Genomic DNA, 14881 nt, shown 5'->3' with positions numbered 1-14881 from the left:
ACACTCCTTAGCGAATACCAGCACGCATGAACGACTGAATAAACTGGCGCTGGAAAATCAGGAACAGCACCAGCAACGGCAAGGTGGTCATCAAGGTAGCGGCACCAATGAGCGCCCACTGTACACCCTGCTCTGGCGCCGAGAACAATTGCAATCCGACGGTGAGCGGTCTTACGTTGACGGAATCGGTAATCACCAGCGGCCACAGGAAATCATTCCAGTGGAAACTGATCGAGACCAGGGCAAAAGCGATGTAGATCGGTTTCGCCAATGGAATGTAGATTTTGCGCAAGATATAAAACCGACTGGCTCCCTCCACAATCGCCGCCTCTTCCAGCACCAGTGGGATACTTTTGAACGTCTGACGCAGCAGGAAAATGGCAAAAGCAGAGGCGAAATACGGCAATGCTATTCCCGTTAAAGTATCGCGCAGCCCAAACGCACCGATGGTTTTGTAATTGTTCAAAATCAAAACGTCCGGACTAATCATCAACTGCAGCAGGATCAGCGCGAAAATAACCCCTGAGAATTTCATTTTGAAACGCACCAGCGCATAGGCCGCCATGGTCGCCAAAATTAACTGCACCACCACAATCATCAGCACCAGCAAGGTGGTATTGAGGAAGTAGCGGGCAAACGGCGCGGCATGCCAGGCCTTGATGAAATTATCAAAGGTCAGCGGTGAGAACAGCGAAAAACTGGCCTGATCCGATGCAGGATGGATTGCTACCCACAGGGCGACCAGAATCGGCAACAGCCACAGCAGCGCGGCCAGCCAAATGATGAGGTTCAGACACCAGCCACCCAACGCGTTCGTCTTCTTCATTGATAATGGGCTCGCTTGTCCAGCAGCGTAAATTTAATCAGCGCAATCGCCGCCAGAATCACCAGCAATACCACGGTCATCGCCGCGGCAGCAGGCATATCCCAGAAACTGAATGCGGTGCGATAGATATAGAACAGCAGCAGACTACTGCTGTTGTTGGGGCCCCCGTTGGTCATGGCAATCACCTGATCGACAATGCGGAAGGCGTTCATCGAAGCATTGATCAACACAAATAGCGTCGTTGGCATCAACAGCGGCCATTGCACGCGACGGAAAAAGTAACCGCGTGAAGCCCCTTCAATCGCTGCCGCTTCATTGAGGCGGGGATCGATCTGCTGTAAGGCAGCAAGATAGAAGATCATAAAGAAGCCCGCTTCACGCCAGACAGAAACCGCCATCAGACAATAAAGGGACGTGCCCGGCTCACCGAGCCAGTTCACGGCAGGCAGTGAGAACAGCGCCAGCAACTTATTCAACAGCCCCAACTGCGGAGTGTAGAAAAACAGCCATAGGTTGGCGATGGCAATCATTGGGAGCAATGATGGAATAAAAAACGCCGCGCGGACCAGCGAATTTGCCGCCAATCGTCGATTCACAGTCAGCGCCATCATTAACGCCAGCGCGACGGCCAGCGGAATGGTGATCAGTGCATACAACAAGTTGTTCCAGAGTGACTGGATGAAGATATCGTCATCCAACAAGGCCATGTAATTATCCAGCCCAACAAAGTGGGCCGGATGATTATTACGGGAAGCGCTGAACAGACTCTCCCAGATCGTCGCCACCGCGGGATAATGCGTAAACAGCAGCAAAAAACTCAGTGCTGGCAAAATCAGCAGGTAACCATAAAGCTGCGTCGACCAGAATGCGGGACGACGCTGCGCCGTACTGGCATTTATCGTGCTCATCGCGCTTCCATTACTGATAGGACTTCAACAGGCGATCCGCTTGCTTCTGCGCACCTTCAAGTGCTTCTGCCGGGGTTTTTGCCTGGGTCACCGCCGCTTCGACAGCATGGTTCAACGCATCCTGAATCTGTACGCTGTTGTAGGTCGAGAGTTCTGGCTGCGCATACTTCAACTGCTCACGCGCGACCAGCGCCTGAGGGACCTCTTTCACGTAGTCTTTCATCACCGTGGTGTCCCATGCTGCTGGAGATGTCGCCACATAGCCTGTCGCGATACTCCAGCGCGCAGCTTGCTCCGGTGAAGTCACCCAGCGGATAAACTCCATCGCGGCTTTTTGCTGCTCGGGTGAGGCATTCTTAAAGACGTAAAGGTTACCGCCGCCGGTTGGGCTGCCACGCTGTGTTTTCTCTGGCAGCATCGCCACACCAAATGGGAATTTGGCGTTATCGCGCACGTTGGTCAGGTTACCGGTGGTGGTGACCATCATGGCGGTTTTACCGCTGATAAAGTCCTGTGGTGTGGTACCCCAGGCGATGGCGCCTTTCGGTGACACTTCTTCTTTTTGCCCGAGGTCGGTCAGCCATTGCAGTGTTTCAACGTTACCAGGGGTGTTGAAATGTACGGCCGTGCCTTTTCCGTTATCCAGACGACCGCCATTGGTGGCAGAGAGTCCCTGGAAGTTCCAGTAACCGTTTGGCGTGGACGGAATCTCGATGCCCCATTGGCTCACGCCGTTAGCATCTTTGATGGTCAGTTTTTTACTGAATTCCACCACCTGCTGCCAGTTGGCCGGCGGTGTGTCGCCATCCAAGCCAGCTTTCTCAAAGGCCTGTTTATTCCAGTACATCACCACGGTTGAACGCTGGAATGGCACGCCCCACACTTTGCCATCAATGTGACGCAGGAACGCTGGATAGAATCCATCGATCCATTTTTTACCTTCATCACCGGTCGCCAGATCGCTGGCGGCGACAATCGCGCCCGCATCAATCAGGGAATAAGCCTCAATGTCACCAATGACCGCCAGCTGCGGAGCATTGCCACCCCGAAACGCGGTCAGCGCTTTGGTGACGGTTGTCGCATAGTCACCGGTGTAAACCGGCTGAATGCTCACTTCCGGATGCACTTTTTCGAAATCAGCCACCAGCGCGTCAACGGTGTGGCTGACTTTGCCACCGACCGCGATCGGATAGTACATCTGCAATTTAACCGGATCGGCGGCAAAAGCGGAAACCGTAGTACAGAGCAGTAAAGCAGAGGCCAGGCGTGAGTAACGAATCGCAGACATGATTATCCCTTGGGCGAAAAACAACGGTTAAACAGCGTATTTTTTCTGTGAAACAAACATCTGTTGCTCGGCAGACAAACAGCGCTTGCCGGTCGTGGTGGAAAACAGATATTGACGGGTTGCGGACCACTGCAAGCCGACCTGGCTGTCCTCGACAAAATGCTGCATGCCGGGCACTTTTACGGTGATGGCATCGGACAGACCCGCGAGTTGGCACACCAGTAAAGTGTCAGCGCCCATGTATTCGTAGCTGATCACTCTGGCCTTTAAGGCAGCGTGCTCAGGTGAGATCAGTTGAATATCCTCGGCGCGCAAGCCCAGGCTCAGAGCAACTTCATCACATTGCTCAACTACCGGCGCCGGTAAATGGCTAAGATAATGACGGTTTTCTTTGTTGTGCAACGGCAGGATATTCATGGGTGGCGCGCCGATAAACTGCGCGGCAAAAACCGTGGCGGGGTTGTTATAGAGATCGTTCGGTGTGCCTTGCTGCTCGATGTGGCCGTCATTCAGCAGAATAATGCTGTCCGCCATGCTCATCGCTTCCGTCTGGTCGTGCGTGACATACAGCATGGTGAGCCCCAGCTTCTTCTGTAAGGCACGAATCTCACGGCGCATGCTCTGCCGCAGCTTGGCATCGAGGTTAGACAGTGGCTCATCCATCAGACACAGGTTGTTATTCGCGATAACCGCCCTTCCCAACGCCACACGTTGCTGTTGACCCCCAGACAGTTGCGACGGCAGGCGATCAAGCAACTTATCCAGTTCCATCAGCTTGCTGACGTCATCCAGTCGGGCAGTAAAAGTCTGCTTATCTTCACCGCGTGCCTTTAAACCAAACAGCAGGTTCTCACGGACATTCAGATGCGGAAACAGCGCATAGGATTGAAACACCATCGATAGCTTGCGCTGTGATGGGGGCAAATGAGTGATTTCATCGTGTTTAAAGTGGATCTCGCCGCGGTCGGCGGTTTCCAGCCCGGCAATGGTGCGCAGTAGTGTGGATTTTCCACAGCCTGATGGCCCAAGCAGCGCAACAAAGCTCCCTTCTGCGGCATCAAAGGTGATGTCATTGAGGGCAATTTTGTCGCCCCAGGCTTTAGTGATGTGATGTAGCGAAAGGTGGCTCATGCATCCGCAGTCCTGAAAACAGAATGGCGGTAAGCTAGCTCAGGGAAATGAAGGATTTATGTTGCTGGGGTGACGGTTGGGTGACTGGAACAGGCTACCCTGCTGTTATAAGGGAGTGAAAAAACCTGCCGTGCAGTTTATATAAAGTCAAAAGGACGGCGATAATTGCCGTGCAACTCAAACACAACAAACCAAAATTTCCATCCGGTTTGCTTAATTTGAAATTAACGGCGATAATTGCCGTCATATGACCATTATGCAAACCAAAAGCAATGTTGAACGCTGAAAGTCGTAAAAGGCTGAAACAGATACTTCCTGCGGGATTACTCGCCACTAAACCCTGGTTGGTGACACAGGGTTTTAATCCGCACTTCATTGATAACGCGGTCAAAAGCCAAACCCTGCTGACACTGACCCCTGGGGTGTACGTCCGCGAAACATCGCAGGTTAACTGGAAAGGCGTTGTCACCTCATTGCAAAGAATGAGTCTCTTCCCCATCCATGTCGGCGGATTGAGCGCACTCGATCTGGAAGGACTCGCACATTATCAATCACGTAGCAAACATATCCACATCGAGCTATACGCAGAAACGGCATTGCCTGCATGGCTGAATAAAATTGACAGCAACATTCATTTTGCATGGCACAGCACCCGCCGGTTATGGCCAGATTCACTGATGCAGGAAATACGCTATATTCGTGAAGATAACTGGCGAGAGTCACTTCCGCCCTTGCTCTACTCTACACCCGAAAAAGCGATTCTTGAGGCCCTGGCCGGGGTTCCAACAGCAATGAGCTTTGAACATGCAGATCAACTGATGCAGAGCTTGCCTACTCTATCGCCCAAAAAAGTGGATGCGCTTTTGCGTGCCAGCTCCAGCATCAAGAGCAAACGATTATTTTTATGGCTGTCTCAGCAGCATAATCATGCCTGGTTCAAATACCTTAAGCCGGAAGAATATGATTTAGGTGTGGGTAAACGTGAAATAGCACGTGGCGGCAGATTGGATAAAACATGGAATATTACCGTCCCCAGGGAGTCGAATTAATGGACCGCCAAAGTGTTTATTGGTGGAAATTACATAATTTATCGAATATGCAGCCATCTAAACACACTGAGGCGCTGGCGAAACTCAAAGAGGTATTGCTAATAACCACTTAGCTAAGCCATGCAGCATGGCTTAGCCACGGAATAGGATTTACTGCGACATACTCAAAATCGTCCGAATATTTTGCGCCGTGGTCGCCACAATGTCGATCGCCCCGGTACGCAGTGCGCCGAGTAGTGCCATCGCTTTGGTATTCTCGGAGGCAATGGCAATCACGCAGGGAATTTTACGTAATTCCTCGATGCTAAGACCAATCACCCGGTCATTCATCACCGTATCCACATGCTGTCCCTGGGCATTGAAGAAGTCATAACCCGCAACATCCCCGGTGACGCCCTGATTCACATGCGCATCGATGATCTCATGCGGCGTAAACCAGCCGAGTTTCACCATATAGCTGTTTTCATTCATATCACCGATACCCACCAGCGCCACATCGGCCTTACGTGCGCGATCGAGCGTCTCTTTGATGGTGCCATTCTGCATAAAGGCATCGCGTAGTGCGCGGTTCTCGACATAGGCGGGGGCGTACAGGGTTTCACTGGTACCGCCAAATTTCTTGGCGAGTCGACGGCTGATATGATCGGCGTTAATCGCATCACCGGGACGATGAGTCCCACCAATGCCGCTGATAAACAGGCAGTTACGTGTCGGCACCTGGCCGGGGTAATCGGCGACAGCGGCGACGTTGCGCCCTTGCCCGACAGCGACAATCGCATTGTCTTTTAATGATTGTGCCAGATGGGCTGAGACTAACGCCGCTACCTGACGACGCTGTTCTTCATCGTCCGGCGAATCCAGTGCAATGAGCGCGCGTTGTAGTTGGGGGAAACGGCTTTGCAGCTGTTGTTCAAGGCGCGTACTGAACACCGGATGGTAGCGCACATTAATTTCGACGATGCCCTCTTCACGCGCACGTTTGAGCAGTCGGCCAACTTTAATGCGGGATATCCCAAACTTACGCGCAATCTCCTCCTGGGTGATTTCTTCCTGATAATAGGCCACCGCAATTTCTGTCAGCAGCTCGGAGTCCTGAGAAAGCGTGTTTTTTTCCATCCGTTACCTGTCTTGTATCGTGACACCTGATTTAAGGAGGGAGTTATATCATTGATACGACTCGCTTCGCCAGACAGCAGCGAGGCGAGTCGCAGGTTGCATCACGCTTAACGTTTAATGGCGTCGATTTTCAGCATGCGGGCAATCACGATATCCAGCTCTTTCTGATCGAAGATCTGCTTCCAGTCTGGCTTCACAATCTTCTCGCGACCGTATTCAATGGCGATCATACAGGCATCAGAGAACGGGTTGGTGGCGCGGAAGGCCACGGCCAGTGCGATCTGAATATGGCCATACAGCATCGCTTTGGCCGCTTCTTCCGGCACGCCGCTGTGCTTGACGGTCTCATCCAGTGCTTCTTTCATGAAAGCGCCCACCATGCAGGCCACGGTTTCCACCAGCGTTGGCTCCAGATAGGCCAGCTGCGTCACCGTTACCCAATGCACTTCCTCTACCGGACCGTACATCACGCTAATGACTTTGCTCAGTTCGGCTTTCTGCGCATCTGAGCCGGTTTCATACGAAGCCGCCACATGCTGTACCGCCGCGATGCCACCGAAGGCATCCGCGTGCTCTTCTTTGGTGTAGCGCTCCAGGAACACGGAAGGATGGCAAGGGTGCGCCACCGCATATTCGATGCCGTCACGATGGGCAATCAGGTTTGCGTAAGCCGCAGCCGGGTCCAGCGTCAGCAGAATCGCACCGGCCTTCATCTGTGGCACCACGCCCTCAGACACTTTGCCCAGAACGATATCCGGTACCGCCAGAATTACCACGTCACTGACCGGCACAACGGAAGCGGCATCAGACAACTCACGGCCTTGCGCCGTGACTTGTTCCTGCGCCTTCGGTGAGTTCTCAACGTAAAACACCTGGTAATCGCTTTTCTGGAAGTTGGCAGAAATGCGCATCCCCATTTTGCCGCCTGCGCCAATTACGGTGATGGTTTTCAATGCATTGCTCATTGGTATAACTCCTGATCTTGTTTACTACGTAAGAATTCAACGGTGCGGCGCGTCCATTCGGCTTCGCGCTCGCAGGTCAGCACAGCATCGTCCTGCCACGGCAACCAGTGTTCAACGATTTGATTAATCTCTCTTTCTGCCGGACGCACGCTGGCGATCATCCGGTCATAGTCCAGCAGGCCTTCGCCCATCAGGCAGCCAGCATAGGTAAAGCCGACCCAGCCATCACGACGCGTAAAGGCAAAATCTTTAATGTGCAGGTTGCCGACGCGCGCCGCCGTATTGGCGATCACCTGTTCAGGCAATTCCAGTCCTGCTACGCAGTTAGCGGGATCGAGACACACGCATAACCACGGCGAAAGAAACTTATTGATCACCGACATCATCGCGCCGCTGTTGACCTGCTCATACGTCTCCAGGCACAGACGCACCTGCTGACGGGCGAAATCAGGCAACACCGCACCAATCAACTCTGCCGCTTCATCCAGTGACGGACGGTGATCAGCGGTGTAGAACATGGAGCGCACCACATGCGCATCAAGAATGTTCGCCATATACAGATATCGACGCAGATGCGCAGTGCCTAAGCCACGTGTGCCTAACTCCAGGGTGATGCCCAGCTTGTCGGCCAATTGGCGAAGGTCCTGCAACTGCGCATCAGACCAGCTTTCAATCGCCGGATAATCACAAATCTGGAATACCGAGACATCCATCTCGGCGGTCTGCTGCAGCATCTGCTCCAGCGATAGCGGGTTGGGCACTTTGCTGGACATGCGCCAGAAAAAGGCATAAGTACTGAGTCCGATACGGCTCATTAACGGATCTCCTTCGCCAGCACGCTGGCCTCTTCAATGATTTGCGCCAGTGCATTCGGGTCGTGGGCAAAACGGCCCAGGAACAGACCATGAACGTCAGTCCCCAGACGCTGAATCAGCCCCGGCCCGGCGCTGCCGCCATAAATGATTTTTAAGGTGATACCCTCCGGCGTTTTCAACTGTTGCAGGCCCGAACACACTGCGCGGATATAGCTATCCGGTGCAGGTTGTGGTGCACCAATCGCCCACTGCGGCTCATAGGCAAAGAACACCTCGCCTTTTAGACCTTGTTGCACTGCATCAGCCAATGCTTCCGCCAGTTGCTGTTCGCACAGTGCGATAGCCTGATCCGGCCCGGCCTGCTGTTCTTCGCCGATACACAGCACCGGCGTTAACCCGTGTCGCAGCGACATAGCCACTTTGGCAGCAATCTGCGCTTTATCTTCATGAAAGTGGCGACGACGTTCAGCGTGACCGATTTCGGCCAGTGAGCAACCGAGCTCCTGCAACATGCTGGCGCTGACCTCACCGGTCCAGGCGCCGTTCTCAGCCTGGCAAACATCCTGGCCGCCATAGCGCACCGGTGTTTTTGCAAAAATGTCAGCCACAGCGGGAATAGCCGGATAAGCGGGCAGTACAAACAACCCGACATCACCGTTTTTCACCGCCGGCAACTGAGCCAATCCGGCGACTTTGCGGCACCAGTCCAGTGTCTGCTGGTAACCGAAATACATTTTCAGGCTGACGCCGAGCCAGATTTTGGGCTGAGACATCATTACGCTCCTTGCTGAGAGGCTTTATGTTCTTTTAGCAGATCGCCAACGGTATTGACGATCATCGCCAGTGAAATGGCTCCCGCATCTGGCGTACCGACACTTTTTTCGGCTAGCGGACGCGCACGACCCATTTTCGGCACCAGCTGAGCGGTGTCTTGTGCGGCCTTATCGGCTACCTGCGCCGCCGCCAACCAGGCATCGGTCAGTGAAGCACCCTCTGCGACTGCAGCGTTAAGGCTGTCGCTAAACGGCGCCAACACATCGACCATGGTTTTATCGCCCACCTTCGCTTTGCCAAAGTGCATAATGCCCTCTTTGGCTTCGCGTACGCCGGTTGCAACGCGTTGCGCATTGGGTGACTGCTGATCGCCAATGGCCGTCCCCAGCGCAGTTAATGCCACACCCCACAGTGCACCCGATGTGCCGCCAGCTTTATCGGCCCAGGCATCCGCAGCACGGCACAACAGGCTGCCGGCACCTGCACCACGCGCAGCCACTTCACGCGCCTTCTCCACCGCGCCCAGCACGCCACGTTCCATACCGATACCGTGGTCACCGTCACCGGCCACTGCATCGATATCACCTAATTTTTTCGCGTTACGCTGTAACAAATCTGCCACTGATTCCAGGATATGTAACACGCGCTGTGCGCTCTGCTGGGACTCAGCTGAAGCCTGCGGCAATGCTTCTTCCGTGCTCTCTTCACGCTCTTCCGCACTTAGCGGTTCCGCGATCAGCACGCTTCCTTTGCGATAGGCTGGTGCATTTGCCGGCGCACACCACAGTGTCTCCAGCTCATCGTCCAACCACATCAGCGTCAGCGATGCGCCCGCCATGTTGAAGCTGGTAACAAACTCACCGACATCGGGCTGAACCACTTTAAGTCCTGCAGCGTCCAGCAGTTGTGCCACGCGGCGATACACCACGAATAACTCTTCATACTTCACTGAACCCAAACCGTTGAGGATCACCGCCACGCGATGACCTTCAATCTGTTTGACGTCGGCAGGTACTTCGCCTAGCAGACGTTCAACAAACAACTCGGCCAACTCATCGGCACTCGGCACATCAGTCTCACTGATACCCGGCTCACCGTGGATGCCCAGACCGAGCGCCATGCGTCCTTTCTCGACTTCAAATAAAGGATGCGTGGCACCCGGCAAGGTACATCCGCCAAATGCCACACCGAAAGTCCGCGTACGATCGTTAGCGTGTTGTGATTTCTTCAGCACGGTCGCTAAATCGTCGCCCGCTTCTGCCGCTGCACACGCTGCTTTAAACACACACAAATCGCCGGCCACACCACGGCGCTTCACCCGTTCGTCTTTACTGGCGCTGGAAATATCGTCCGTTACCGCCAGAATTTCACAGGCAATACCTTCGGCACGCAGGCGTTCGCAAGCCTGGCCGAAGTGCAGTACATCGCCCGCATAGTTCCCGAACATCAGCAACACGCCCGCGCCGTTATGTGCCGCTCTTGCCACGTTGTAGATCTGCTGAGCAGACGGCGAAGCAAACAGGTTCCCCATGGCTGCGCCGTGTGCCAGACCTTGTCCAACCAACCCGGCGAAGGCCGGATAATGACCGGAACCGCCGCCCACAATCACCGCAACCGTATTGGGTTGGCTGCGCGTGCTGCGCACCACACCACCGGTGACCTGACGAACTTTATCGGCGTTGGCGGCGACAAAGCCTTCAATGAGTTCAGCAGCAAAGGCTGAAGGTTGGTTAAACAGGTACGTCATTTTAGTGCTCCTGTGCGATAGAGGTCGGCTGAGACTGCGGGCGCTGGCGATTCAATAACAGCATAAGGACGGCTGACAGCAGCATGAAGCCACCGACCACGAACATCGGTAACACATAGCTGTTGGTGGCGTCGTGCAGTGCGCCAGTGATGTAGCCCGCGGAGAAGCCCGCCACGTTTCCTAAGGTGTTGATAAGTGCGATAGCCGCTGCGGCTGACGCGCCGGTCAGGAACTGCGTTGGCAGCGTCCAGAAGTTAGGCAAGGCAGCAAAGATGGAACTGGCAGTAATCGCGATCACCATGATGGTGGTGAACGGTGAATCCATATACAGCGCCAATGGCACGCTGATACCACCGGCCAGCGCTGGAATCGCGATGTGCCAGGTTTTGCAACCACGACGGGTGGCATCTTTTGACCAGAAGTACATCACCACAGCCGCAATCAGGTATGGCACGCCGGTGATCAATCCCTTCTGCATCACGTTAAAGGTAGTGCCGAACTGCTGCTGGAAGCCGCCGATAATGGTTGGCAGGAAGAAGGCCAGCGCATACAGGCCATAGATAAAGCCGAAGTAGATCAGGCACAGCGTCCACACACGGCCGTTGCCCATGACGGAGCGCAGGCTATGTTTCTTATGGCCCTGCTTCTGTTGATGCTCCGCTTCCAGCTCGTTGGTCAGCCAGGTCTTCTCATCTGCGGTTAACCATTTCGCCTGACGCGGTGAATCCACCAGCCAGAACAGCGCCACAATACCGATCAGAATCGCTGGGATGGAAACACCCAGGAACATTACGCGCCAGCCATCCAGACCGAACAGACCGTGTTGCTCAATCAAACCTGCCGCCAGGGGCGCACCGAATACGACGGTCAGCGGCTGTGCCAGATAGAACAAGGACAGGATTTTGCTGCGATGACGTCCCGGTACCCACATGCTCAGATAAAGAATCGCACCCGGGAAGAAGCCCGCTTCAGCAATACCCAGCAGCAGGCGCAGCGTATACAGGCCTTCGACACTGCTCACCCAGGTGAACAGCAGCGAGACGATACCCCAGCTGATCATGATGCGTGCCAGCCAGCGACGTGCGCCGAACTTATGCAACGCCAGGTTGCTCGGCACTTCCAGCAAGATATAACCGATAAAGAAGATGCCGGATGCCAGACCAAACTGCACACCTGTCAGACCGAGGTCCTGCGTCATGCCATTTGGGCCAGCAAAAGAAATTGCGGTGCGGTCAAGGAAGTTAATAAAGAACATCAGTGCCACGAAAGGCACCAGACGCCAGGAGATTTTGCTGATAGCGGATTTCTCAACCGCCGTCATGTTTTGCTGACTCATAACGCACCTCCGTGACGTGCGTGGTTAAAACTGTTGTTTGGTGTTGACCAGACGCGAAATGAGCGCTGGCTGCAGGTGTACTGAGAGGTACGGTGTAAATGACACATGTTCGAGTCCTCAAGGGGTCTTCTTGTACATTGGTATCGTTATGCGAACAAATGAACACTACACGTATAAATGTACATCTCTCAACTGCAATGATTGAAAATGTGAGCCTGCTCATGAGATTTGATTTTGGCCCTGAATCGGAAAAATACGCAGAAATGCAGCGCAATCCGCGCGGTATCAGCACCCTTCGCGCTTTGCATCACTAAATCAGCACGTAAGACACATGAACAACCATTGAACATATGATTGGATTTGTGGCAGGCTATCGATGAACATCTTCTCGCCTGCATAACAAACGTTCAGGCGTCAGAACTAAACCCTGCTGGAGAATGACGATGAAAACTATCGCAATTGGCGCCGATGATGCGGCTATCGAATTGAAAAACATCATTAAAAAACTGCTTGAAGAGAAAGACTTTCAAGTGACGGACTACACCAATGACGCACAAAATGACCGTCCGATGTACCCGGATGTGGCATTTGCGCTGGCAACCGCTATCCAGAAGAATGAATTTGAGCGCGGCATCCTGCTGTGCGGCACCGGTATCGGCGTGGCAATCGTGGCCAACAAAGTGGAAGGCGTGCGTGCGGCACAGTGCCATGACACCTTCTCTGCTGAACGTGCCCGTAAAAGCAACAATGCTCAGATCATGACCATGGGCGCACGCGTTATCGGTCCAGAACTGGCGAAGAACATCGTCAATGCCTGGCTGGCCTCAGAGTTTGAAGGTGGTGGCTCCACCGCCAAAGTCGAGAAGATCGGTTACTACGAACAAGTTTCACATACTAAATAATCACCGACTTCTTACCTCTGGAGAACCTTATGTCAACACGCCGGGAAAGAGCCAACGCCATCCGTGCTTTAAGCATGGATGGCGTACAACAAGCCAAGTCAGGTCATCCGGGTGCCCCTATGGGCATGGCGGACATCGCCGAAGTTTTGTGGCTCGATTTTTTACAGCACAATCCAAACAATCCTAAGTGGGCTAACAGCGACCGCTTCGTCCTGTCGAATGGCCACGGTTCGATGCTGATTTACAGCCTGCTGCACCTGAGCGGTTATGATCTGCCACTCAGCGAACTGAAAAATTTCCGTCAGCTGCATTCAAAAACGCCGGGTCATCCGGAATACGGTTATACGCCAGGCGTTGAAACCACCACCGGCCCGCTGGGTCAGGGGATCGCCAATGCCGTCGGCTTCGCGATTGCCGAACGTACGCTGGCGGCGCAGTTTAACCGTCCTGGCCACGACATCGTTGATCACCATACCTATGTGTTTATGGGCGACGGCTGCATGATGGAGGGCATTTCGCACGAAGTCTGCTCCATCGCCGGGACGCTGAAGCTGGGGAAACTGGTGGCCTTCTATGATGACAACGGCATCTCTATTGATGGTCACGTTGATGGCTGGTTCACCGACGATACCGCCGCCCGTTTCGAAGCGTACGGCTGGCACGTGGTGCGTGACGTAGACGGTCATGACGGCGACGCGATTAAGAAAGCGGTTGAAGCAGCCAAAGCGGTCTCGGACAAGCCTTCTCTGCTGATGTGCAAAACCGTGATCGGTTTTGGCTCACCGAACAAAGCCGGTACCCACGATGTGCATGGCGCACCACTGGGCGACGACGAAATTGCACAGACTCGTCAACAGCTGGGCTGGCACCACGCGCCGTTCGAAGTCCCTTCAGAACTTTATGCGCAGTGGGATGCGAAAGAGGCCGGCCAGGCGAAAGAGTCCGCGTGGGAGGCAAAAGTCGCGGCTTATGCCGAGGCTTACCCGGAACTGGCGGCGGAGTTTAACCGTCGTATCAAAGATGCGTTGCCGGATAACTGGGAAACTGAGTCGCAACAGTTTATCGAGCAGCTGCAGGCCAATCCGGCGAAAATTGCCAGCCGTAAAGCGTCGCAAAATGCGATTGAAGCCTTCGGCAAGATTCTGCCGGAATACCTTGGGGGTTCTGCTGACCTGGCACCCAGCAACCTGACTATGTGGTCGGGTGCTAAGCCGATCAATGAAGATCCCGCGGGGAATTACATTCATTACGGCGTGCGTGAATTCGGTATGACCGCGATCGCCAACGGTATCGCGCTGCACGGTGGTTTCCTGCCTTACACCGCCACCTTCCTGATGTTTGTCGAGTACGCGCGCAATGCGGCACGTATGGCGGCGTTGATGAAAGTGCGTCAGATCATGGTCTACACCCATGACTCCATCGGCTTAGGCGAAGATGGCCCCACCCACCAGCCGGTCGAGCAGATGGCAAGCCTGCGCGTGACGCCAAACATGAGCTTATGGCGTCCGTGTGATCAGGTTGAGTCTGCGGTGGCATGGAAATACGCGATTGAGCGCGTCAACGGCCCTACTGCCTTAATCTTCTCGCGTCAGAATCTGGCGCAGCAAGATCGTACCGCTGAGCAGTTGGCTAACGTGGTGCGCGGCGGTTATGTGTTGAAAGACAGTGAAGGGGTTCCAGAGCTGATCCTCATCGCCACCGGTTCAGAAGTGGAGCTGGCGGTTGCTGCGTATGAGCAATTGACGGGCGAGGGCCGTAAGGTGCGCGTAGTTTCGATGCCTTCAACCGACGCCTTCGACAAGCAGGACGCGGCTTACCGTGAATCTGTGCTGCCTAAAGCGGTGGCCGCGCGTGTGGCGATCGAAGCCGGTATCGCCGATTACTGGTTCAAGTACACCGGTCTGCACGGCGCGATTGTCGGCATGACCACTTTCGGCGAATCCGCGCCAGCGGAGCTGCTGTTCAAAGAGTTTGGTTTCACCGTGGAAAACGTGGTTCAAACGGCGAAATCGATTCTGTAAATG

Annotated in this window: 13 protein-coding genes; 3 read left to right on the top strand and 10 right to left on the bottom strand. The window is 54.2% G+C overall.

Going from position 1 to position 14881, the window contains the following annotated elements; translation table 11 throughout:
• Nucleotides 1-7: 7 nt before the first annotated feature.
• Genes QMZ65_RS00625 through QMZ65_RS00610 form a run of 4 tightly spaced genes read right to left on the bottom strand, consistent with a single transcriptional unit; the run spans nt 8 to nt 4153 of the window.
• Nucleotides 8-826: a carbohydrate ABC transporter permease gene (locus QMZ65_RS00625; protein ID WP_058960559.1), complete on the bottom strand. Its 819-nt coding sequence runs from the start codon at nt 824-826 to the stop codon at nt 8-10.
• Nucleotides 823-1734, bottom strand: a complete 912-nt coding sequence (locus tag QMZ65_RS00620) for a carbohydrate ABC transporter permease (RefSeq protein WP_283215190.1) — start codon at nt 1732-1734, stop codon at nt 823-825. The genes QMZ65_RS00625 and QMZ65_RS00620 overlap by 4 nt, the downstream gene beginning before the upstream one ends.
• A gap of 10 nt (nt 1735-1744) precedes the next feature.
• Complete coding sequence (locus QMZ65_RS00615) at nt 1745-3022, bottom strand: ABC transporter substrate-binding protein (RefSeq protein ID WP_283215189.1); 1278 nt, start codon at nt 3020-3022, stop codon at nt 1745-1747.
• Nucleotides 3023-3049: 27 nt separating this feature from the next.
• Complete coding sequence (locus QMZ65_RS00610) at nt 3050-4153, bottom strand: ABC transporter ATP-binding protein (protein ID WP_283215188.1); 1104 nt, start codon at nt 4151-4153, stop codon at nt 3050-3052.
• A gap of 272 nt (nt 4154-4425) precedes the next feature.
• On the opposite strand from QMZ65_RS00610, the gene QMZ65_RS00605 reads away from it, so the two are divergent.
• Nucleotides 4426-5202, top strand: a complete 777-nt coding sequence (locus QMZ65_RS00605; protein WP_283215187.1) for a type IV toxin-antitoxin system AbiEi family antitoxin domain-containing protein — start codon at nt 4426-4428, stop codon at nt 5200-5202.
• Between the two features lie 150 nt (nt 5203-5352).
• On the opposite strand, the gene QMZ65_RS00600 is transcribed toward QMZ65_RS00605, so the two are convergent.
• The 6 genes from QMZ65_RS00600 to QMZ65_RS00575 all read right to left on the bottom strand — a co-directional run bounded on the left by QMZ65_RS00600 (nt 5353) and on the right by QMZ65_RS00575 (nt 11955).
• Complete coding sequence (locus QMZ65_RS00600) at nt 5353-6318, bottom strand: sugar-binding transcriptional regulator (RefSeq protein ID WP_283215186.1); 966 nt, start codon at nt 6316-6318, stop codon at nt 5353-5355.
• 107 nt (nt 6319-6425) lie between these two features.
• A complete protein-coding gene (locus QMZ65_RS00595; protein WP_283215185.1) occupies nt 6426-7283 on the bottom strand; it encodes a phosphogluconate dehydrogenase C-terminal domain-containing protein in 858 nt (285 codons plus the stop codon).
• Nucleotides 7280-8098: a sugar phosphate isomerase/epimerase family protein gene (locus QMZ65_RS00590; RefSeq protein ID WP_283215184.1), complete on the bottom strand. Its 819-nt coding sequence runs from the start codon at nt 8096-8098 to the stop codon at nt 7280-7282. The genes QMZ65_RS00595 and QMZ65_RS00590 overlap by 4 nt, the downstream gene beginning before the upstream one ends.
• On the bottom strand, nt 8098-8871 hold the full coding sequence (locus tag QMZ65_RS00585; protein ID WP_283215183.1) for a triose-phosphate isomerase family protein: 774 nt from the start codon (nt 8869-8871) through the stop codon (nt 8098-8100). The genes QMZ65_RS00590 and QMZ65_RS00585 overlap by 1 nt, the downstream gene beginning before the upstream one ends.
• 2 nt (nt 8872-8873) lie before the next feature.
• Nucleotides 8874-10619 (bottom strand): dihydroxyacetone kinase family protein, encoded by a 1746-nt coding sequence (locus QMZ65_RS00580; protein WP_211727905.1) that lies wholly within the window; start codon nt 10617-10619, stop codon nt 8874-8876.
• Nucleotide 10620: 1 nt separating this feature from the next.
• Nucleotides 10621-11955 carry an MFS transporter gene (locus QMZ65_RS00575; protein WP_034823583.1) on the bottom strand — a complete coding sequence of 445 codons (1335 nt, stop codon included), beginning with the start codon at nt 11953-11955 and terminating at the stop codon, nt 10621-10623.
• Between the two features lie 443 nt (nt 11956-12398).
• Between QMZ65_RS00575 and QMZ65_RS00570 the strand changes: the two genes are divergently transcribed.
• Nucleotides 12399-12857 (top strand): RpiB/LacA/LacB family sugar-phosphate isomerase, encoded by a 459-nt coding sequence (locus tag QMZ65_RS00570; RefSeq protein ID WP_039328632.1) that lies wholly within the window; start codon nt 12399-12401, stop codon nt 12855-12857.
• A gap of 29 nt (nt 12858-12886) precedes the next feature.
• A complete protein-coding gene (gene tkt, locus QMZ65_RS00565) occupies nt 12887-14878 on the top strand; it encodes a transketolase (RefSeq protein ID WP_283215182.1) in 1992 nt (663 codons plus the stop codon).
• The last annotated feature ends 3 nt before the right edge of the window (nt 14879-14881 follow it).

The sequence above is a fragment of the Pantoea sp. EABMAA-21 genome, from assembly GCF_030053335.1.
Classification (GTDB): domain Bacteria; phylum Pseudomonadota; class Gammaproteobacteria; order Enterobacterales; family Enterobacteriaceae; genus Pantoea; species Pantoea communis.
The sequence above is the reverse complement of the archived record's forward strand: the minus strand, read 5'-3'. Positions and strand labels throughout refer to the sequence as shown.